Origin of the sequence: Myroides odoratimimus, from assembly GCF_038039805.1 — a bacterium.
Taxonomy (GTDB): Bacteria; Bacteroidota; Bacteroidia; order Flavobacteriales; family Flavobacteriaceae; genus Flavobacterium; species Flavobacterium odoratimimum_B.
Map to the genome: position 1 here is coordinate 315351 of NZ_JBBPHK010000001.1, position 21007 is coordinate 336357.

The 21007-nt window shown below is 33.7% G+C and carries 16 protein-coding genes and 1 tRNA gene; 5 read left to right on the forward strand and 12 right to left on the reverse strand.

What is annotated here, in order from left to right:
* Window positions 1–234 precede the first annotated feature (234 nt).
* The 5 genes from AABL85_RS01425 to ybeY form a co-directional block, all read right to left on the reverse strand.
* On the reverse strand, window positions 235–2514 hold the full coding sequence (locus AABL85_RS01425; protein WP_341308883.1) for a helix-turn-helix domain-containing protein: 2280 nt from the start codon (window positions 2512–2514) through the stop codon (window positions 235–237).
* A gap of 93 nt (window positions 2515–2607) precedes the next feature.
* Window positions 2608–3198 (reverse strand): OmpH family outer membrane protein, encoded by a 591-nt coding sequence (locus AABL85_RS01430; RefSeq protein WP_006262473.1) that lies wholly within the window; start codon window positions 3196–3198, stop codon window positions 2608–2610.
* Window positions 3199–3466: 268 nt separating this feature from the next.
* Window positions 3467–4315: a class I SAM-dependent methyltransferase gene (locus AABL85_RS01435; protein ID WP_341308884.1), complete on the reverse strand. Its 849-nt coding sequence runs from the start codon at window positions 4313–4315 to the stop codon at window positions 3467–3469.
* Window positions 4316–5204: 889 nt separating this feature from the next.
* Window positions 5205–7082, reverse strand: coding sequence for a tRNA uridine-5-carboxymethylaminomethyl(34) synthesis enzyme MnmG (gene mnmG / locus AABL85_RS01440; protein ID WP_286436633.1), 1878 nt, complete (start codon window positions 7080–7082; stop codon window positions 5205–5207).
* Between the two features lie 42 nt (window positions 7083–7124).
* A complete protein-coding gene (gene ybeY, locus AABL85_RS01445; protein ID WP_341308885.1) occupies window positions 7125–7544 on the reverse strand; it encodes an rRNA maturation RNase YbeY in 420 nt (139 codons plus the stop codon).
* A 2835-nt stretch (window positions 7545–10379) separates the two neighbouring features.
* Between ybeY and gltX the strand changes: the two genes are divergently transcribed.
* The 3 genes from gltX (at window position 10380) to AABL85_RS01460 (ending at window position 13579) form a co-directional block, all read left to right on the forward strand.
* Window positions 10380–11894 carry a glutamate--tRNA ligase gene (gene gltX, locus AABL85_RS01450; protein ID WP_131540373.1) on the forward strand — a complete coding sequence of 505 codons (1515 nt, stop codon included), beginning with the start codon at window positions 10380–10382 and terminating at the stop codon, window positions 11892–11894.
* 109 nt (window positions 11895–12003) lie between these two features.
* Window positions 12004–12519 (forward strand): hypothetical protein, encoded by a 516-nt coding sequence (locus AABL85_RS01455; RefSeq protein ID WP_341308886.1) that lies wholly within the window; start codon window positions 12004–12006, stop codon window positions 12517–12519.
* Window positions 12520–12592: 73 nt separating this feature from the next.
* Entirely contained in the window at window positions 12593–13579 is a 987-nt protein-coding gene (locus AABL85_RS01460; RefSeq protein ID WP_341308887.1) for an SPFH domain-containing protein, read from the forward strand.
* Between the two features lie 46 nt (window positions 13580–13625).
* Here the strand turns inward: AABL85_RS01460 and AABL85_RS01465 are convergent, their stop codons facing one another.
* The 4 genes from AABL85_RS01465 to AABL85_RS01480 form a co-directional block, all read right to left on the reverse strand.
* Window positions 13626–13877, reverse strand: coding sequence for a DUF6327 family protein (locus tag AABL85_RS01465; RefSeq protein WP_131540370.1), 252 nt, complete (start codon window positions 13875–13877; stop codon window positions 13626–13628).
* 10 nt (window positions 13878–13887) lie between these two features.
* Window positions 13888–14238: a phage holin family protein gene (locus AABL85_RS01470; RefSeq protein ID WP_025125990.1), complete on the reverse strand. Its 351-nt coding sequence runs from the start codon at window positions 14236–14238 to the stop codon at window positions 13888–13890.
* Between the two features lie 18 nt (window positions 14239–14256).
* Window positions 14257–14598 (reverse strand): YtxH domain-containing protein, encoded by a 342-nt coding sequence (locus tag AABL85_RS01475; protein WP_341308888.1) that lies wholly within the window; start codon window positions 14596–14598, stop codon window positions 14257–14259.
* A 107-nt stretch (window positions 14599–14705) separates the two neighbouring features.
* Entirely contained in the window at window positions 14706–16388 is a 1683-nt protein-coding gene (locus AABL85_RS01480; RefSeq protein WP_341308889.1) for a glutamine--tRNA ligase/YqeY domain fusion protein, read from the reverse strand.
* A gap of 128 nt (window positions 16389–16516) precedes the next feature.
* Between AABL85_RS01480 and folB the strand changes: the two genes are divergently transcribed.
* Complete coding sequence (gene folB, locus AABL85_RS01485) at window positions 16517–16873, forward strand: dihydroneopterin aldolase (protein ID WP_006257948.1); 357 nt, start codon at window positions 16517–16519, stop codon at window positions 16871–16873.
* An 88-nt stretch (window positions 16874–16961) separates the two neighbouring features.
* Window positions 16962–17032 (forward strand) — tRNA-Cys (locus AABL85_RS01490).
* A 104-nt stretch (window positions 17033–17136) separates the two neighbouring features.
* On the opposite strand, the gene AABL85_RS01495 is transcribed toward AABL85_RS01490, so the two are convergent.
* The 3 genes from AABL85_RS01495 to rnr form a co-directional block, all read right to left on the reverse strand.
* Complete coding sequence (locus AABL85_RS01495) at window positions 17137–17820, reverse strand: LysE family translocator (RefSeq protein WP_006265999.1); 684 nt, start codon at window positions 17818–17820, stop codon at window positions 17137–17139.
* A gap of 90 nt (window positions 17821–17910) precedes the next feature.
* Window positions 17911–18579: a head GIN domain-containing protein gene (locus tag AABL85_RS01500; RefSeq protein ID WP_131540366.1), complete on the reverse strand. Its 669-nt coding sequence runs from the start codon at window positions 18577–18579 to the stop codon at window positions 17911–17913.
* Window position 18580: 1 nt separating this feature from the next.
* The gene (gene rnr, locus AABL85_RS01505; protein ID WP_341308890.1) at window positions 18581–20758 is read right to left on the reverse strand and encodes a ribonuclease R; all 2178 of its coding nucleotides are present in this window, start codon (window positions 20756–20758) and stop codon (window positions 18581–18583) included.
* Window positions 20759–21007: the final 249 nt, after the last annotated feature.

The window sequence follows — 21007 nt, forward strand, 5'->3', positions numbered from 1 at the left end:
TCGCATTCTATGAATACGACCGTTTTTATATTATTTCTATTTACAAAGGCATTGCTTTGGCTTGCACTTTCTTGCAGATTTCTAGGGCTTTTCTAGGAGAATCCTAGTCAAAACAGGTGTTTTGTCGAAGGAATGTGCTAAAATACTGCGAGCAATCCTCTAGCAAAGCAAAAGCAAATAAGCCCCACACTAGATTCATTCTCTAATGATAGTATACTCACCTCAGTATAGGCCTTACTCCTCGTTCTGAGCCATTGCGCGTTGATACAGTTTTAATTCTTCCCATGAGAACTCCTCTTCCGCATTCGCTTTAATCTCAGATAACGTCATTCCCTTACTCTTCTCAAATAAAGCAGTTAATTCCTCTATTCGTTCTTTTGGCAATACTTCCTCTAAGGTGATATGCCCATCCATAATCAACTTACCGATATGAGAATAAATCGTAGTCGTAGTCAACTTTCTAGTTAGTGCAATATCTTCTATGCTCATCTTCTCTTTCCACATCTCTAAGGTAATAACGAAGGTAGATTTCTTCTTCTCTTTTGTCTTCGTTTTTGGGCTAGAAGAATATACTTCTATATCTTCCTCCTCTTCTACTCCTAGTTTAGTACTTCTAATCAGATTAGCGATATTGACTAAATGGTTAATCTTATATTCACTGATCTCTAGTGAGCGCAGATTCTCCTTGCATATCTTCTTATTCTCTTCTATTAACTGTAACATAATAGAAGCCTTCTTCATCTGAATAACGGTCTTCAGCAATGACTCTTCTAACGGTACTAATTCTTCGTAGAACGCCTTTGATTTCTTCGCAGTTTTTACCTGTGCTATAGTGAACAATAGTTCAAACACCATGTGGTCTAAACGAGGAAAAAAGTAATCATACGCCTTAAGTACACGCTCTTTAGTAAACTCAAATCTGAAGGGCTCTTCCTCAAACAACGCTCTCAACTGATTGACAAATTTCTCTGAGTGAACAACCATTTCATCTAAGTGATTAGTCATACGCTGAGCCCAGCCCATAAAGGCACTTTTTTTACTTCTCTCCGCCTCGGCATTATAACTATAAAGATGTGTATGCCACTGTGTACTAAGATTAAACCAAGAATAGGTCTGTATCAAATAGTTTCGTAGAAAATTCTTTGTTTCTATCTTTAATTGCAGATTTAATTCTTCTGCACCAGCCTTATTCTCAGCATAGCTCATTACATCCTCGTCATTGACTAACCCATTCATCTGTATAGGTGATAATAACACTAATCCATCTAACGAACGAAGTCTAGATAAGGCTACATAAGCCTGTCCAGGCAAAAACACCTTAGATACGTCTAAAACAGCTTTATCGAAGGTAAGCCCTTGACTCTTATGTACCGTAATAGCCCATGCTAGCTTAAGCGGATAATGACTAAAGGTACCTAAGACCTCCTCTACGATCTCCTTAGTATTAGGGTCTACCGTATATTTTATATTCTGCCACTCGTATCGTTCTACTTCAATGACTTCTTTATTTTCAAACTCTACGAATATCTCATGCTTCGTCAAGGTCTTCACTATACCCATCTTACCGTTGTAGAATCGCTTCTCAGGAGAGATATCATTCTTAATAAAAATAACCTGAGCACCTTCTTTAAGCGTCATTTTAGCCTCGATAGGATATATCTTTTCTGGGAAATCCCCGACTACCTCAGGCATAAAGCTAAACTCCTTGGTAAACAATCCTCTAAGTGCGTCCTCATTTATCTTATCCGCCTTAGCATTATGCGTACTTAGAGTGATATAACCAGGGTTATCTTTTATATTAAAGTTAGGTTTAGTATATTGATTTAAGAGTGCCACATCTTCTCTAGATACGCGATTATTGCGAAGATTATTAAGCAAGTTAATAAACACTTGGTCTGACTGTCTATAGACTTTCTCTAACTCTATGTACAAAGGTGGATACTGTCTAACGACTTCTGAATGGAAAAAATATACCCCGTCATAATAGCGCTTTAGCACATCCCACTCTTGGTTCTTCACAACAGGAGGTAACTGTAGTAAATCTCCTATGAAAAGAACCTGTACACCACCAAAAGGCTGTTGACTCTTACGCACAGTTTGCAGCATAAAGTTCATTGCATCTAATACATCTGCACGCAACATACTGACCTCGTCTATAATCAATAAATCCATGTTCAAGAACAACGCTCTGCGAGAATTACTCATCAGCATATGACGTCTTAGCGATACGCGATTTTCAAACTTGATTGTATCAGTAAAAATAGGAGGATTCTTAGTATCAGGAACGAAAGCAGCAAAAGGCAAATGAAAAAAGGAATGTATGGTCACTCCACCAGCATTTAAAGCCGCTATCCCAGTAGGAGCCACTATTACCGCATTCTTGTGGGTAGTATTAATAATTTCTTTTAACAAGGTAGTTTTACCAGTACCAGCCTTTCCTGTCAAAAAAAGAGATCTATTCGTCTCATTGATAAACTTTAAAACGTATTCTGCTTCTTCTGAAAAATTAGTCATTCCTTTTTTTTTACAAAATACGATAATAAAACTGTACTAAACGAAAAAAGCCCCTGTTAAAACAGGAGCTTTCTCTAAAGTAATTCAAAGATATTACTTTTTATCTTCTTTGCTTTCTGCAGGTTTTGTCTCCTCTAATTTAGCAGGAGTAGCACTACCTTTATATTTAGCATTTAATTCTTTGATCATGATATCAGTAACATCATTACCGTCTTTGCTATAGATAACAGTAGACGCATCCTCAGTATTGAATACATAGTCTAAGTTATTCTTTTTAGCATATTCAGCGATATGTTCTTTTACTTTTTTCACTACAGCTTCCATCTCTTCACCGCTTTCTTTTTGTAAAGCTTGCATTAAAGTTTGTTGTTTAAACTGTAATTCTTGCTCTTTTCTTTGAAGGTTAGCAGCAGTTTGCTCAGCCCATGCTTGACCTTTTTGACGAGCATTAGCTTGGAAGTTTTGAACCTCTTGTTGGAACTTAGCAACTTCAGCTTCTAAGCTTTTTCCTTTTTCTTCAGATTGGATCTTATATTTTGATTCCATATCCTTCATCTCTTCATACTCCTTCATCAACTTAGCAGAATCTACATAAGCAGTTTTGAATTCAGTAGCAGGAGTTGCATTATTATTACATGAAAATAATAATCCAGCTATACCTAGCATTAAAATAGTTTTTTTCATTTTCGCTTTTTTAAACCTGTTGTAAATGTAATAAACTTTTTACAGTTAAATAAAAATAATTAATATATAATAAAAATCTATCACACACACATTATAATATAGATAATACTAATATATAACATCTTATTTAAACAATAAAAATAACTATTATCTCAAAAAATGAATACAAAGACATAGACACTATATAGAAAGTCGCTTAAAACGCTTTAAAATAAGAAATAGCAGTTCAAAAGAGCTAAAAACACCTCTTAACCTATTAAAAAGTAGCTTAGTTCTTTTTTAAATAATAAATTAGGGAAGAGTACTCTAAATTTGTTCTTGCTTCAATATTTGATTTTAATCCGACACGAAAAGCTTTAAACCAATTCTTCTTTCCAGTTTTATATTGTTCTGATAAAAGTGAAACATAAAAACTATCAAACAACATTGGGTACGTTTCTACTAATTCGAATTGGTAAGGCTTAAAAAGTAATGGTATTGACTTCTGAGAAAAATGCCAAAGGTGACGAGGTACATCATAAGCTGCCCAATATTGACCATAATACTTAGCATCGTAAGAATTATAATTAGGTACAGCTATGATCAGTGTGCCTTCTTTTTTTAATATACGTTGAAGAGTTTTTATCTGTGTGTCTAGATCAGGTACATGTTCTAACACATGCCACATCGTAATAACATCTACAGAATGATCATCTATATCATCTAGAGAATCCACTAGGTTGATTCCTTTACTTAAGCTTAATTGTCTCGCTCCACTATTTGGTTCAAAACCTAAAACAGACCAACCTCTATTTTTACCTTCTAATAGAAACTCCCCTGTCCCACATCCTATGTCTAAAAGTAGACCTTGATCACTTTTAATATCCTCAAGTATTTTGTACTTATTCTGGATTGCTTTTGATTTGATAGTTTGATATACTTTATCGAAGAAAGTCTTTTTACTATCTGTATGAGAAATGTATTCAGGGCTTTCGTAATAACTATCTAATTTATCCAAATCAGGAACTGGTTCAGTTTTTAATAACTGAAACTTGTCATCTAAATAAAGTTCAAATTTCTCTTTAGAAACAGAATGATCTTCTACCTCTAAATATTTAATAGTTGCATTAATTTCCATCAATGAAGTTTTAAAAGCCACACAAATATAAACAACATACATCAGCTTTGATTCTAAAACCACAAAAAAATAATGACCTAATTAAATGGAATCTTAAAATAAAAAAAGATAGAACCAAAGCCCAAAAAGAATACTTCAAGTTATTATTTAACTTCAAATAACTACCCTAAGCAATTCACTTAAAAAACAAAAAGCAATAAACTAAATCAATCATCCTAAACAATTACTCTAACTAAAAATATAAAATAAAGAACTAGATAGCTTCTTTCCTAAGTTTCGTTAAACTTCATTTTGATTCTTAAAAATAGTCAAGTTAGATAGACTAATAACACATAAAATTATTGCATAATATTATCCCCTACTCTCAATATAAAAAATGATATAAGACAACCAAGATGATTATACATAAATATAAACTCTTACGAATAATCTACTTTATTTTATCTACTCCAATTAGTTCTGTGTAGTAAAATTATAAGTCCTCACTAAAGTGAAAAAAGCATTTACATAAGACTACTTTCTAATATAGTATTAAGGTCTAAACTAATCCTCTTATTTAAAAGAAAGAAAAAACTAAAGCATCAAATACCATCTACTCAACACCACTATTAAAGTTAAATCACAAGAGTATTAGACGATCCCTTACAATACAAAACACAAATAATTATAGAGCGCATACTACATCTATAACTGCTAATAATAACCCAAAAATAAGTACTCTGAACTTTACAGATCATACACTATATCTCTACCTACTCTATGCCTTAATGTATGTACCTGCTACACTACTTCTATATTATTCTATACAGCTACATCCATAAAAAAAGGTTGGTATGTTCCACGTGGAACATACCAACCTTTTATATTTATTCAAAGCTTTTAAAGCTACTTATCTTCCCATATGGATTAACAAGATAGAGATATCTGTAGGTGTTACACCACTGATACGAGAAGCTTGAGATATCGTAATAGGCTTAATATTTTTAAGCTTCTCACGTGACTCAAATGATAGAGATACTATCTTATCATAATCAAAATTAGCAGGGATTCTCACATCCTCTAGCCTATTAAGTTTGTCAGCATTATTCTTTTCTTTCTCTATATACCCAGAGTATTTTACTTGGATTTCTGCTTGCTCTATGATCTCCTGATCAAGATCATGCTCCTCTATATACGTCTTTACCTTTTCGAATTTAAGGATATCTTCTAGCTCGATTTGTGGACGAGAGAATACCTTAAACATCTTATCAGGTTGACTCATTAGAGAAGATCCTTTCTCTTCTAAAATAGGATTAGCCTCCTCTGTTTTTACACTTGTTTCTTTAAAGAATTGAACGAAGTTTTCTGCTTCAGTCTGCTTATGCTCCATTCTTCTCATACGTTCTTCAGACGCTAAACCTAGCTCATAAGACTTCGGTGTTAATCTAAAGTCAGCATTATCTTGACGTAATAAGGTACGGTATTCAGCACGAGATGTAAACATTCTATAAGGCTCTTCTGTCCCCTTCGTGATTAGATCATCTATTAATACACCTATATATGCTTCGTCTCTTCTAAGGATTAACTCCCCTTCTTCTCTTACTTTTAAAGCAGCATTCATACCAGCCATTAGCCCTTGCGCAGCTGCCTCTTCATAACCTGTAGTACCGTTGATTTGCCCAGCGAAATATAGTCCTTCTACAAGCTTAGTTTCAAGCGTATGCTTTAACTGTGTAGGTGGAAAATAATCGTATTCGATAGCATATCCAGGTCTAAATATCTTAGCATTCTCAAACCCAGCTACCGAACGAAGAGCCTTAAACTGTACCTCCTCTGGTAGTGAAGTAGAGAATCCATTTACATAGATCTCACAAGTATTCCACCCCTCAGGCTCTACGAATATTTGGTGTCTATCTTTATCTGCAAAGCGGTTAATCTTATCTTCTATCGACGGACAATAACGTGGTCCTATACTCTTAATTCTACCTGTGAACATCGGAGAACGATCAAATCCTTCTCTTAATAAATCGTGTACTTCAGGAGAAGTATACGTCATGTAACAGTCTCTTTGTTGAACTAATGGTTGTGTCACATCTAAGTACGAGAACTTAGAAGGGTTAATATCTCCCCCTTGCACTTCCATCTTACTATAATCTAATGATCGACCATCTACCCTAGGAGGTGTACCTGTCTTCATTCTTCCAGAAGTAAAACCAGCTTTCACAAGATCTTCTGTTATACCGTAAGCAGCACCCTCACCTGCTCTACCACCACCGAACTGTTTTTCTCCGATGTGGATAAGCCCATTTAAGAATGTACCATTCGTTAAAATAACCGTCTTAGCTTTTATTTCTAACCCAAGATTAGTTACTACACCTTCGATCTTATGATTCTTAATAATCAAAGATTTTACCATATCCTGATAAAAATCAAGGTTAGGCGTACCCTCTAACATAAGCCTCCAAGTCTCAGAAAAACGCATACGGTCAGACTGTACTCTAGGAGACCACATAGCTGGTCCTTTGGATTTATTAAGCATCTTAAACTGGATCGCAGTCTTATCTGACACGATACCAGAATACCCTCCTAATGCATCTATCTCTCTTACGATTTGCCCTTTTGCGATACCTCCCATTGCAGGATTACAAGACATTTGAGCGATGTTCTGCAAACTCATTGTAATCAATAAAGTTTTAGAACCCATATTTGCAGCAGCAGCAGCAGCTTCAGAACCAGCGTGCCCACCACCTACTACTATTACATCATATTTATCAGCGAATATACTCATTGTTCCACGTGAAACATTAAAATTAAAATACTCGAAAAAATACTATTGTTCCACGTGGAACATAGCCATTTTCTCTTCTTCTTTACTACGCATTAAGCGTTCATCCTCTGGAGATTTATCCTTATAACCACAATAATGTAAGACACCATGAGACATAACTCTCAGTAACTCAACGTCAAAATCAACATTAAAGTCCTTAGCATTATCGCGTACTCTTTCTATAGACAAAAAGATGTCACCAGAGACAATCTTTCCTTCACAATAATCAAAACTGATAATATCTGTCAATGTATCATGATCTAAATACTTAACATTAATCTCATGTAAGTAAGCATCATCACAAAATATATAACTGATATCTCCAGGGATCAATCCTTCTGAAGTCACTATATCCTCTATCCAATCTTCATATTTAGTCTCATCAACTAATTGAAAATCAGTTTCATAGTTAAAAAATATCATTCTTTTTCTCTATTAAAAAATAATTGTTGCAAAGGTACACGGAAAAATAAAAAATAGACTTAAAAAGCCCTTAAAATATCAAATTTACAAACTAAATACACAGATAGTTAATTCGTTAGCCTCTTATAGCTAAAACCGGACTCAAAAAGCCTCAGCTAATCGAAAACAACGCGCTTAGCTTTTGATATTTAATACCAACACTTGATGAGAATAATATATTGAAATTATAAAGCGATGTTTTATATAAAACAAAAGCAAATAAATAATATACTGTCTAAGCAAGTTCCAAAGTTACGCAAATAGAAAACCAAACTCCTACTTAGATCGATAACAATTAGAAAAAAATCTAGTGATACAAAAACAACGCACTACCACTACTCTATTTTTTTTCACGTGAAACAAAAAAGAAAATATGACAATCTCAACGCGTCACTTTTTATGATTCAGCATTAAAATAAAAATATGAGCCATCGGAAAATAAAAATAACAAAAAAAGTTGAAAATCTGCTCTTCTCATATTTTCAATAAAACGTACCAATGGTCAGAAAAAAAAATATACGCGATTCTCAGCGCGTTGAAAAAATAGACTAAAAACAAAGAAATTTAATTCTCTTAAAATTTATCCTTCCTACAAACTTATATTTTCAAGAAAATAAATCCGAAACTCAAATATTCAAATCTGGTAACATATATCCCATCCAGTAAAAAACAGAAAAAAGCAACTTAATAAAATTTTCTCCACTAAACCGAAAAAATAAGTACTGTCTAAAATCAATCCACTGAAAAAAGAAAAATATAAAAACCTCTAAAAATGTTCCACGAGGAACAATTAGCTCCTCATCAATAAAGATTCAAGAAACAAAAACACAAAATCGAAAAACACAAAGATTTATACTTTTGAAGAAAAACATAAATATCACCTGGATCACTAAATCACATTATACCTTCAGAGATTTTGATTAACAAGAAAACAACTTACCTCATAAATTTCTCAGTCTAAAAAAATGATCACCGAAATAAAAACAAGAGAATAAAAGTTCTAAAATAACTCCTCTAATCTAACCTAAAAAACACATTGAAAAAACGCGCGATAATACGTCCAAAAAACTACACAAAAAAGGTTACAAAAACAGAGTCAAATTTTACTAAAAACAACCTCTTATAATTTAGATATTTTACCCTACTTCCGCTGTCCGAAAATATACGCAAAATACAAGGCGATATTTCGGAATGTTCCACGAGGAACAATCCCTCTCTTTTAAAAAAACAACTTCCTATATTTTTCATATAACAACCAACTACTCTATCAAAAAAATATAAGCAAACCTCAGAGGCTTAAAAAATATTGACCGTCATCTTACTTATTCCTTCTCTAAAAAACAACGCCTTATAATTTCAATATTTCACACTCAACAATACATAATACCAAATATGAAAAACAAAAACACTTATCAACGTTATTAACAACTATAATATATATAAATAGATTTTTTAAAATTTTAAAATAAACTAATAGTATAGTATTGTCTGTTAATATGTACAATAACTTTTCTCTATAAATTCTATAAAATCAATTATTAATACTTATCAACAGGTTGTTAATTCACAAATCATTTAAAATAAATAGTTTAGACTGGTTATTAACAAGAGACTTTTTCGTTATCAACAGTTATTTTTAGATAAATGAGGGTGTGTAAAACTGTTCACAACCTATACTTTTGATCTTAATATCCACACAATATGTTTTAGAAAATAAATTTGCAAATATGTGTGCTTGAGCTGTATTGTAATTTTTTTGAAATAAACAAAAAATACTTTTTTTAAACTTTTTACAGTTATCAACACAAATTGTTAGTTCTTAGTTTGTTTAATATCAGTGTTATACTGTTTCTTATTAACAATGGAGTGTATGGAGATAAATAGCTGTATTATAATACATTATAAAATATAGTAAACTTAGTTACTATCTCTGTTTTAGCACCTTTTGTACTCCTAATAGAGGTTATAAACAGAGTTTCGATTGTATTTTTGAGTTCAAAATTAAGTGTCCCGAGGCAATTATTGGGGTTAGTCACTTAGTGAAATTTGGGGTAAGATTGGGTAGATTACATACTCATTTTTGAGGTATGGAGAGGAGTTTTTTTATCCATGATGGACGATATAATGAAGTACTTTTTTAATATTTTTACATTGTTTTTACTTCTTATTTTTTTACCGAATAGATAAATTTTTTAGGAAAATGTTCTCTCTATTTTCACTTTTAGATAAGCTTTTTTTACTGTTATTTTTGCCCTTATTTTAGAGATTTTGATAATGTATTTTGACCTAGTTTTTGATGTGTTTTTTGAGGGTTAAAAACGCGTTTTTTTCACTTTTAAAAAGGATGTTATTTTGTCTATTTTGGATTAACAATATTCCTGAATTGTTAGTTTCTACTAGATGAAAATGTAGTGTATTTAGTTAGTAGATTGTTCGGGTAGAAATTTGGTACGGTTCGGTAAAAAACCTTCTATCCCAAGTAAATACTGGGTATTACCGAACACTATCCGAACAGATTTATTTTGAATTCAGATAACAGGTTTATTTAGTGTTAGTTAGGAGTTTTAAATATAAGCAATTAAGATCAAAATAATCATAGTAGGTCATTATGATCAAAGAAGGTCATTCTTGGTCAGTTTGGTTTGTATATATATAATATAGGTGTATCTTGATGATAATGTACTCCTATATATAAGGTGTGAGATGTGATAGATTTCGGCTTTGTATAAAATATTATACTAAATATCAGTAGATAAATGACCTTAGTATTTATCTTTGTAAAAAATTTAAAACAAAATGGCTAAGCAAGTTCGCGTGCGTTTTGCACCAAGTCCAACAGGACCATTACACATTGGTGGCGTAAGAACCGCATTATTCAATTATTTATTCGCTAAAAAGCACAACGGGGTATTCTATATCAGAATAGAGGATACTGACCAAAATCGTTTTGTACCAGGAGCTGAGGCTTATATATTAGAAGCTTTAGAATGGTTAGGGATTTCACCTGATGAGACTATCGGTAAGAATGAAAAGTTCGGACCTTATAGACAGAGTGAACGCAAGGAATTGTACAAACAATATGCTGATCAACTGATCGAAAGTGGATGGGCATACTACGCTTTTGATACTGCTGAAGAATTAGACGAATTAAGAAAAGTAGCTGAAGCTGAAGGAAAGACATTTATATATAATCATACGAATAGAGAGCAGCTGAGCACTTCTCTTAAATTAAGTAAAGAAGAAGTGGATGCTAAGATAGCTAATGGTGAGGCTTATGTTATCCGCTTTAAGACTCCTGTAGGAGAGACTTTACATCTAAAAGATATTATCAGAGGCGATATCAAGTTCGAAACGAGCTTATTAGATGATAAAGTGTTGTATAAAAGTGACGGAATGCCGACATATCACTTAGCTAATATCGTGGATGACCATCTAATGGAGACATCACACGTGATTAGAGGTGAAGAGTGGTTACCTTCTCTTCCACTACACGAGTTGTTATACAAGGCGTTCGGATGGGAAGCTCCTGAGTTCGCTCACCTTCCTCTAATCCTTAAGCCAGTAGGTAACGGTAAGTTATCTAAGCGCGATGGAGATAAACTAGGATTCCCTGTGTTCCCATTAGATTGGCAAGATCCTACATCTGGTGAGAAATCTTCTGGATATAGAGAGAGAGGATTCTACCCTGAGACTGTGGTGAACTTCCTAGCTTTACTAGGATGGAATGACGGTACAGATCAAGAGATTTTCTCATTAGAAGAGCTAGTAGAGAAGTTCGATTTAACACGTGTACACAAGGCAGGTGCTAAGTTTGATCCAGAGAAGAACAAATGGTTTAATCAGCACTATCTGAAACTACAAAGCGATGCTGACTTAGCTAAGGCATACCAAGTAATCTTAAAAGAGAATGGTATCGAGGCGACAGATGCTTATGTAGAGAAAGTAGTAGGATTAATCAAAGAGAGAGCAACATTCGTAGCTGATTTCTATGAGTTGAGTGATTTCTTCTTCATAAAGCCAACAGAATACGATGCTAAGGCATTAAAGAATTGGAAAGAAGATACCTCTGATATTATGACGCAAGTGTCTGATGTAATAAAAGGTATTGAGGCATTCGAAGCGAAGAATATAGAGTCTATCGTGAAGGATTGGATCAATGAGCAAGGTATCGGAATGGGCAAAGTGATGCAACCACTTCGCCTTAGTCTAGTAGGTGCTGTGAAGGGGCCAGACTTATTTGACATCATTGAGATGATCGGTAAAGAGGAAACTTTAGAAAGATTAGCTATCGCTGTAGAAGCGAATAAATAAGATATAGAAGAGGTCTGAACATCGTTTAGACCTCTTTTTTATTATTAAATATTCTGTGATATTTTGGATATAAATGCCTAAATTTAGGTGTGTATTAAAACGTAATGCTATGAAAAAGGTCAGTTATATTATTTTATTTTTATTCGCGGGTTTAGTATTTAATAGTTGTTCTAGTGATGACAATGGAGGATCTAACGCTGAGAGTGAGTGGATAAAATTTGTTCAAAAGCACTTGATTGGAGAATGGACACCTCAGCAGATAGACGTAAAACCTCTTATAGGACAGGCAGTATTTAGCTCTCCTTATCCTCATACTCCTAGCTGTAATAAAGATATATTAGTACTCCAAAAAGACTTTACAGGTCACTTCAATCACTATGTACAAGGCTGTCAAATGGGCAAAACTAACTTCAAATGGAATCATAGACTAGGTGAACTTAGTTTTACGCTAGAGAATGGTACTGAGATACCTATGATCTTATTAAAAAAGTCAGAGAAGGTACTTGTACTAGCGATACCTGCTAAGGCTGTAAAAGAATATCTGATTCCTTTATTTCCAGAAATAGAGTATATAGAAGATAGTCAATTGAACCTGCTTTTTGCTAATATTATACTGACAAAGTAATAAAAAATGAATTATTCTTTTAAATAAGGATATAAATATTTATTTTAACAGAATAATTCATAAAAATTGCACTATGACACCAATGTACTTTATAGTCGGAGCGGTAATTATATTGTTACTTCTTGGCTTTTTTACAGTGAAGCAGCAGTCAGCTGTGATCATTGAACGATTCGGAAGATTTAATAGTATTAGACATTCTGGATTACAAATCAAAATACCTTTTGTGGATAGAAAGGCAGGAGTGGTAAATCTTCGTATCCAACAATTAGATGTATTAATCGAGACTAAAACGAAAGATAACGTATTCGTTAAACTGAAAGTTTCTATTCAGTTTAAGGTTATCCAAGATAGAGTAGAAGATGCGTTCTACAAGCTAGAATATCCTCATGACCAGATTACTTCGTATGTATTCGACGTAGTGCGTGCAGAAGTACCTAAGCTGATCTTAGATGATGTGTTCGAGCGAAAAGATAATATTGCTATCGCGGTGAAACGAGAATTAAATGAGGCGATGACAACATATGGATATGATATCATCAATACACTTATCACGGATATCGACCCTGATATCCAGGTAAAAAATGCGATGAACCGTATTAATGCAGCGGATAGAGAGAAAGTAGCTGCAGAGTATGAAGCAGAGGCAAGTAGAATCCGTATCGTAGCGAAAGCAAAGGCTGAGGCTGAATCTAAGCGCTTACAAGGACAGGGTATCGCTGATCAACGTAGAGAGATTGCACAAGGACTGGTAGAGAGTGTGGATGTATTAAATAAAGTAGGTATTAACTCACAAGAAGCTTCTGCGCTAATCGTGGTGACACAACACTATGATACGTTACAGTCTGTAGGAGCTGATAGCCGTTCTAACTTAATCCTATTACCAAATGCACCATCAGCAGCGAGCGATATGCTTACGAATATGGTAGCTTCATTTGCAGCTAGTAGCAAGATAAAAGAAATGAGTACAGTGGAAGGTGTTTCTAAGCGTTCTGAGGACTTATCTTCTAAAGAATATAATGATTACTCATCAAGCTATGAAGATGGCTTAGAAGATGAATAAATACAAAAAGGGCTCCATGTACATGGAGCCCTTTCTTATTAAAAAACTATTTGTTTTTAGATCTATTCTTAAAGAAGTATTTTAAAGCAGTTGTTATTAAAAACGCTTGGATATTACTCGAACCTTTTACATAAGATGTAACTGAGCCTAATGTATTTCTAACGACTCTATCAGGTGATAATTCTGTTTTTATATTATCTACTGCTCTAAAGACTTTGTGATAGTGTATATCTTTTTTCAGTTTTAGAACTTCTAGATCATATTTGATTTCTTCAAAAGAAGAATAAGACTTTCTCATCGTACCAGTTTTAATCGTTAAATATTATCTCAGATAACTTTCTAAGAAATGGTTTCTCTACTAGAGGTTTTCTAAATAGATAAGCTAATACAGCGATGAGCATATAGAATGCTGCTACTAGTAAAAAACCTAGAGCTGTACTCTCAAGACAAGCTGCTAAAGCATAAGCTGCAAATAAAGATAAGAAAAGTAGAGACATCATAACAAACAGACATACTAGAAGTAAAGTCATAAACTTGCTTCCAGCTTTGGCTGTAATCTTAAACCCCCATAAGCGATAGTAATCTAAACTAGTATTAATAAACTCTTCAGAGTTAGTCTTAATGTCGTCTAGATTCTCTTTTATATCTTTAAATGCCATTTCTTATATACTACTTGATTACTTCTTAGCGCTTTCAGCTATACTGTTTCCTTTAGACTTTAACTCTGCTAATTTTTTTTCTAAAGCAGCGATTACGTCGTCTTTTTTGTCTTCTGTATGAGCTAAAAATTCATCAAATCCAGCTTCGAAATCTTGTTTCTTTTTTGCTACAGTTTGACGTACTTGTTTTTTTAATTCATCAATTTTATCACTTAAATCATCTTTTGACTCATTAAATGTTTTTTTGATTTTTTTACGTGTTTTTTTTCCTTCGTCAGGTGCAAATAATATTCCTAAACCTGCTCCTACTACTACTCCAGCTAATACTGCGATAGCTGTATTTCCTAATTGATTTGACATAGCTTTTAATTTTTAAAATGATTAATACTCTAAGATATAAAAAAAGCAGTGTTTTAACCGTTAATTTTTAGTTAAAACACTGCTTTTGTGTAATTTTTATCGAAGTATTACTTTTGTTCTACTTTTGCCCAAGTATCTCTTAAACCTACGGTTTTATTGAATACTAGTGCTTCTGGAGTACTGTTTTTATCTACACAGAAATAGCCTAAACGTTGGAATTGGAATTTATCTCCTTCTACTGCCGTACTTAGACTTGGTTCTAGATATCCTTTCACTACCTCTAATGAGTTAGGATTGATAAAATCTAAGAAGTCTACCTCTTTATTACCATCAGGGTTCTCATCTACGAATAGACGGTCATAGATACGCACTTCTGCTTCTACTGCATGAGGTACAGATACCCAGTGTATAGTTCCTTTTACTTTTCGTTTGCTCGCTTCAGATCCACTACCACTTCTACTGTCAGCATCATAAGTAGCATGTATCTCAGTGATGTTGCCATTCTCATCTTTTACTACGCTTTCACCTTTGATGATATAAGCATTTTTAAGACGTACTTCTTTTCCTAAAGTCAATCTAAAGAATTTGCTATTCGCTTCTTCTTTGAAGTCTTCTCTTTCGATATAAAGTTCTTTAGAGAAAGGCACTTTACGGAAAGTCATTACTTCTTCTTCAGGGTTATTCTCTGCATCTAGCCACTCTTCTTGTCCTTCTGGATAGTTAGTGATTACTAGTTTTACAGGATCTAATACTGCCATCACACGAGGAGCTATCTTATTAAGGTCTTCTCTAATGCAGAATTCTAATAGAGATACATCGATAAGATTATCACGCTTAGCGATACCTATCGTATCAGCATAGTTTCTAATAGAAGCTGCTGTGTATCCTCTTCTTCTCAGTCCTGATATCGTAGACATACGTGGGTCATCCCATCCTGTCACGTGTCCTTCGCTTACTAGACGAGCTAGCTTACGCTTACTTACTACTGTATGTGATAAGTTTCTTCTAGCGAATTCGCGTTGTTTAGGTCTTATCTTATTCTCCTCTACCACTTGATCTAAAAACCAATCATATAATTCTCTGTGAGGTAAGAACTCTAATGTACAGAATGAATGTGAGATGCTCTCTAGGTAGTCACTCTCTCCGTGAGCCCAGTCATACATAGGGTATATACACCAGTCATTATTCGTTCTGTGGTGTGCTTTTTTCATGATTCTATACATGATAGGATCACGCATAAGCATATTTGTATGTGCCATGTCTATCTTAGCACGTAAAATATGAGTTCCTTCTTCAAATTCGCCATTCTTCATTCTCTCGAATAAATCAAGGTTCTCTTCTACAGATCTATTTCTATATGGACTATCTACACCTACTGTAGATGGAGTACCTTTTTGCTGAGCCATTTCTTCTGAAGTTTGGCTATCAACATAAGCTTTACCGTCCTTAATCATTTGGACAGCCCAGTCGTATAGCTGTTGGAAATAGTCAGATGCATAAACTTCATTTGCCCATTTGTACCCTAGCCACTCTACGTCTTGCTTGATTGCGTCAACAAACTCCTGTTCTTCTTTAGAAGGATTGGTATCATCAAAGCGCAAGTTCACAGGCGCATTGTATTTAAGACCTAATCCAAAGTTTAAACAAATAGAACTCGCGTGACCTAAATGCAAATAACCATTAGGCTCAGGCGGAAAACGGAAATGAAGTTTTTCTGTTGGCAAACCATTCTTGATATCTTCTTCAATGATTTGCTCAATAAAGTTTAATGATTTCTCTTTTGTTGACATGGAAATAATTATTATAACTACAAAGGTATCAAAAAACTAATCAAAAGCTGATAGTCTTTTAGCATATTATGAATTATAGGAGGCAAATAATTTGTACTTTTAGCCATTATTAAACAAACAAATGTGTTATGGGAATAATTAGATTAAACAATATTAGAACGTTTTCTTTTCATGGATGTATGGATGAAGAGGCAAAAATAGGTTCGGATTACCGAGTAGATTTAATTGCGAAAGGAGATTTTACGATGGCTGCTTCTACAGATGATTTGAAACATTCTATAGATTACGTTCACTTAAATACAATCGTGAAGGAAGAGATGGCTATTCGATCTAAGTTATTAGAGCATGTAGCACAACGAATCATCGATAGAGTAATCCTAGAAATAAGAATGGTAGAAGAAATAACAGTATTAGTCTCTAAAATAAACCCTCCTGTAGGTGGTGATGTAGAATATGTAACTGTTGAAATGCAAGGAGTTAGATAATATCGTCTTGAATTGTTGTAAAAAAGTACATTAATTGGTTTTGAAATATCAAAATATTTAGTAAGTTTGCAATCCAATTCAAGGACAAGGCTTCGTGTCCGAGTGGCTAGGAAGCGGTCTGCAAAACCGTCTACAGCGGTTCGAATCCGCTCGAAGCCTCAACTAAAGGATAGTGATTTCACTATCCTTTTTTTATGCATTATAGTTAACGTTATTCGTATTATAAAAAGAAAGGACTTAGTAATTTACTAAGTCCTTTCTTTTTATTTTTTACTCTCTAGATTAGGTAGAGGGAGATTGATATGATTATCTGCAGATTTTGGAAGTATTCCTTTAATCATAATGACTAGTCCGAATACCATAATAACGATACTGCTTATTTTTTTTATCTTTAAGATATTGGTTGCTGTAAGCTTCTCGCGTAGTTTCTTTGCTAAGAATATCTTGAAAAGATCTGTAACGAAGTACGCTAGAATAGTGAACCCAAAGAAGGTAAACATCTTATTAGGATTCATATCCATCTGCGGGCCTAATGTTATAATAATCCCCAACCAAAAACCGAGTACTCCTACATTGATAAAATTGAGTAAGAACCCTTTTGCAAATAAGTTTAAGTATTCACGTCTTAGATTAGGAGGGGCTATTTGTAAGGTTTGTACTTGTACCTTTTTTAGTTTGATAAAAGAGATAATACCATAAGTAAGCATAATCATTCCTCCAAAAAGGAATAGTGCAGGGTCATCCTTTATCGCATTGATTAATTTAAAGCTACTAAAGAACGCTATAGCGAAGAATACCGCATCAGCTAATATAACACCTATATCGAAGGCTATAGCTGCCTTAAACCCTCTTGTAATACTTGTCTCAATAAGAATAAAAAAAACAGGTCCTATCATAAAACTCAGAAAGAATCCAAGAGTGACACCTGTTAATAAATCATCAAACATCTTATATAATTAAAAAATGCCAATTCTAGAATTGGCATTTATTCATAATCTTTTGCAAGATACATTTTTTTGTATAAAAACGTATTATTACTAATCTACTTTTTTAATTACTCCACCTAGAACATTCTTTTCATTAATGGTTTTAGGGTTTCCATGAACTCTGATTTCTCCACCTGCTCTAACCTTTGCCTCTACTAATTCAGTAGCTCTTACTTCTGCAACACCACCAGCATTCACGGTAACAATAGTTTGATTTGTTTCTAGGTTTTGACTCTTTACTTTAGCACCAGAACTATTCAGTACATCTTGTACATTTGCTTTTCCTTCTAGTGTAATAACTGAACCCGCACTTGATTTAACAATTGCTTTGTCTACATCTATATTTAGATTAATCATTCCGCCAGTCTTCGCATTTATAGTTAGCGTAGTTGCTTTGATAGGAGTTTCTCCTTTTATAGTAGCTCCTTCACCTGCTACTACTTCAGATAGCTTGTTGTAATATAGTTTTACTTTGATGTCATCTCCTTGAAAACTATTTACGAAGTTCATCTTTATTTTTAATGCTCCGTTCTTGTTTACTACGTTTACATAGTCTTCTTTATCTCCTTCAATTTCTATTTTGCCCTCTTCTCCAGGAACTAAAGTTACTGAAATTTGATCAAAAACATTAACTTTTGAAAAGTCTCCTATTGATTTCGTTTTTTGTGCAAAAGAAATTGTACTTGCCATTACAGCAATGAATAAAACGATTTTTTTCATCTTAGTTTACCTTTTTAATATAGTTGAAATCTAATTGTTTTTTTACAAGATCTGCATTCTTAACAGTAACGATAACCTCATCACCTAGTTGAAGCATCTTTTTCGTTGCTTGTCCTACTAATGCATATTGTTTCTCTTCGAATACGTAATAGTCTTCTTTTATTTCTCTAATACGTACCATACCTTCACATTTGTTATCTACTATCTCTACATAGATACCCCATTCTGTAACACCTGATATAACACCCAAGAATTCTGTACCTTGTTGATCTTGCATATACTTCACTTGCATGTATTTGATACTATCTCTTTCTGCATTAGCAGCTAGGTTCTCTCTAGAAGAACAATGTGAACATTTTACTTCATATAACTCTGGATTTACGTTGTCACCATGGTCTAAATAATGTTGTAATAATCTATGAGCCATTACGTCAGGATAACGACGAATAGGTGATGTAAAGTGTGAGTAGTAATCAAACGCTAATCCATAGTGCCCAATATTATTAGTAGAATAACTCGCTTTACTCATACATCTAATCGCTAGAGTATCTACTAAGTTTTGTTCTTTTTTACCTTCTACATCTTTTAGAAGTTTGTTTATAGACTTAGAGATGCTAGACTTAGACTTAAAGTTAATATTATGTCCAAAGCGTGCAATCACAGTCTGAAGACCAAATAACTTCTCTTGATCAGGCTCGTCGTGAATACGATATACGAATGTTTTCTTTTGTTTACCAATAAACTCAGATACTTTTCTATTTGCTAACAACATGAATTCCTCAATCAAATGATTAGCTTCTTTTGATTGCTTAAAGAATACACCTACTGGCTCAGCAGCTTCGTTTAGGTTAAACTTAACCTCTACTTTATCAAAAGAAATAGCACCATCTGACATACGGTTCTTACGCATGATCATCGCTAATTCATTTAGCTTTAATACTGCATCAGCTACTTCTTCACTTATTTCTTGATCTTCTCCTGTAAGAGAGATATCAGCAGGAATAACTCTGTCTTTAGAATCAATGATATACTGAGCTTCTTCGTAAGCCATACGTTGATCAGAATGCGTTACAGTACGACCAAACCATTTGTTTCTGATTTCTGCTTTATCGTCTAATTCAAATACAGCAGAGAAGGTATATTTATCTTCATTTGGTCTTAACGAACAAGCAAAGTTAGATAACACCTCAGGTAACATAGGTACAGTTCTATCTACTAGATACACAGAAGTAGCTCTGTTATAAGCCTCTTCATCTAGGATAGTACCTTCTTTTACATAGTGAGATACGTCAGCGATGTGAATACCTATTTCGTAGAATCCATTTTCTAATTGTCTGAATGATAAAGCGTCATCGAAGTCTTTTGCATCTTTAGGGTCAATCGTGAACGTAAGAATATCACGCATATCTCTACGCTTCGCTATTTCCTCTTCAGTGATAGAAGTATCTAAGTGATTAGCATAGTCATCTACTTCTTTAGGGAATTCAGCTGTTAATCCATATTCAGCTAAAATAGCGTGTATTTCAGTATTGTGCTCTCCTTGTTTACCAAGTACTTTCATCACTTTACCGAATGGACTATCTGCTTTCTCTGGCCAATCTTCTATTTCTACTACGACTACATCTCCATCTCGTGCCTCTCCTACTTTTTCTTTAGGAACGAATATATCTGTGTACATCTTAGCATCTGCAGTAGATACGAAAGCAAAGTTCTTCTGAATCTCGATAACTCCCACAAATTGTTTTTTGTGTCTTTCTAAGATTTCTACTACTTCTCCTTCAGGTTTTTTACCTTTTCGTTTGTTGTAGATATAGGCTTTAACGAAGTCACCATCTAAAGCCTTGTTTAGGTTATTTGTTGGGATAAATACATCATCCTCTACTCCTTCTACTACTAGATAAGCAGTCTTACGAGAAGTCATATCGATATAACCTTCTACATAATTTGCTTTAGGGATGAATCTGTATTTACCAGTTTCGATCTCTTCTATTTTACCTTTAGCTATAAGGTGTTTAAGCTCTTTGATAATCTCATTTCTACCTTGAGTATCGTTTATTTCTAATTGAGCAGCGATCTGTTTATAGTTATACGTTTTAGTCGTATTCTTAGATAAGAATTTTAATATTTTTGGAGCAAAGTCAAATGCTTTACTCTTTTTATGTTTAATTTTTTTTGTCATTTTCTAATTCATTATGTTTACCTAAAATAGGGTTGGTAATTATCCTTAAATGTACGAATTACTAACTGTTTTATCCTATTTTTTAGTAATATTTTAATTTGATTGTTTTAATCAGCGATAATATTTCCTCTTTTGTAGCTAAGTTTTTGAAGAAATAGGTCGAGAAATAACTCTTTTAGAGAAAGGAAGGTAGAGTTATTTAATACTTATATTTTATCGTTGATCAGTACACTGTACTCTCATTGCTTT

Coding starts and splice junctions, on each gene's coding strand:
- AABL85_RS01425 (WP_341308883.1), bottom strand. CDS start 2,514: ATGACTAATTTTTCAGAAGAAGCAGAATACGTTTTAAAGTTTATCAAT.
- AABL85_RS01430 (WP_006262473.1), bottom strand. CDS start 3,198: ATGAAAAAAACTATTTTAATGCTAGGTATAGCTGGATTATTATTTTCA.
- AABL85_RS01435 (WP_341308884.1), bottom strand. CDS start 4,315: ATGGAAATTAATGCAACTATTAAATATTTAGAGGTAGAAGATCATTCT.
- mnmG (WP_286436633.1), bottom strand. CDS start 7,082: ATGAGTATATTCGCTGATAAATATGATGTAATAGTAGTAGGTGGTGGG.
- ybeY (WP_341308885.1), bottom strand. CDS start 7,544: ATGATATTTTTTAACTATGAAACTGATTTTCAATTAGTTGATGAGACT.
- gltX (WP_131540373.1), top strand. CDS start 10,380: ATGGCTAAGCAAGTTCGCGTGCGTTTTGCACCAAGTCCAACAGGACCA.
- AABL85_RS01455 (WP_341308886.1), top strand. CDS start 12,004: ATGAAAAAGGTCAGTTATATTATTTTATTTTTATTCGCGGGTTTAGTA.
- AABL85_RS01460 (WP_341308887.1), top strand. CDS start 12,593: ATGACACCAATGTACTTTATAGTCGGAGCGGTAATTATATTGTTACTT.
- AABL85_RS01465 (WP_131540370.1), bottom strand. CDS start 13,877: ATGAGAAAGTCTTATTCTTCTTTTGAAGAAATCAAATATGATCTAGAA.
- AABL85_RS01470 (WP_025125990.1), bottom strand. CDS start 14,238: ATGGCATTTAAAGATATAAAAGAGAATCTAGACGACATTAAGACTAAC.
- AABL85_RS01475 (WP_341308888.1), bottom strand. CDS start 14,598: ATGTCAAATCAATTAGGAAATACAGCTATCGCAGTATTAGCTGGAGTA.
- AABL85_RS01480 (WP_341308889.1), bottom strand. CDS start 16,388: ATGTCAACAAAAGAGAAATCATTAAACTTTATTGAGCAAATCATTGAA.
- folB (WP_006257948.1), top strand. CDS start 16,517: ATGGGAATAATTAGATTAAACAATATTAGAACGTTTTCTTTTCATGGA.
- AABL85_RS01495 (WP_006265999.1), bottom strand. CDS start 17,820: ATGTTTGATGATTTATTAACAGGTGTCACTCTTGGATTCTTTCTGAGT.
- AABL85_RS01500 (WP_131540366.1), bottom strand. CDS start 18,579: ATGAAAAAAATCGTTTTATTCATTGCTGTAATGGCAAGTACAATTTCT.
- rnr (WP_341308890.1), bottom strand. CDS start 20,758: ATGACAAAAAAAATTAAACATAAAAAGAGTAAAGCATTTGACTTTGCT.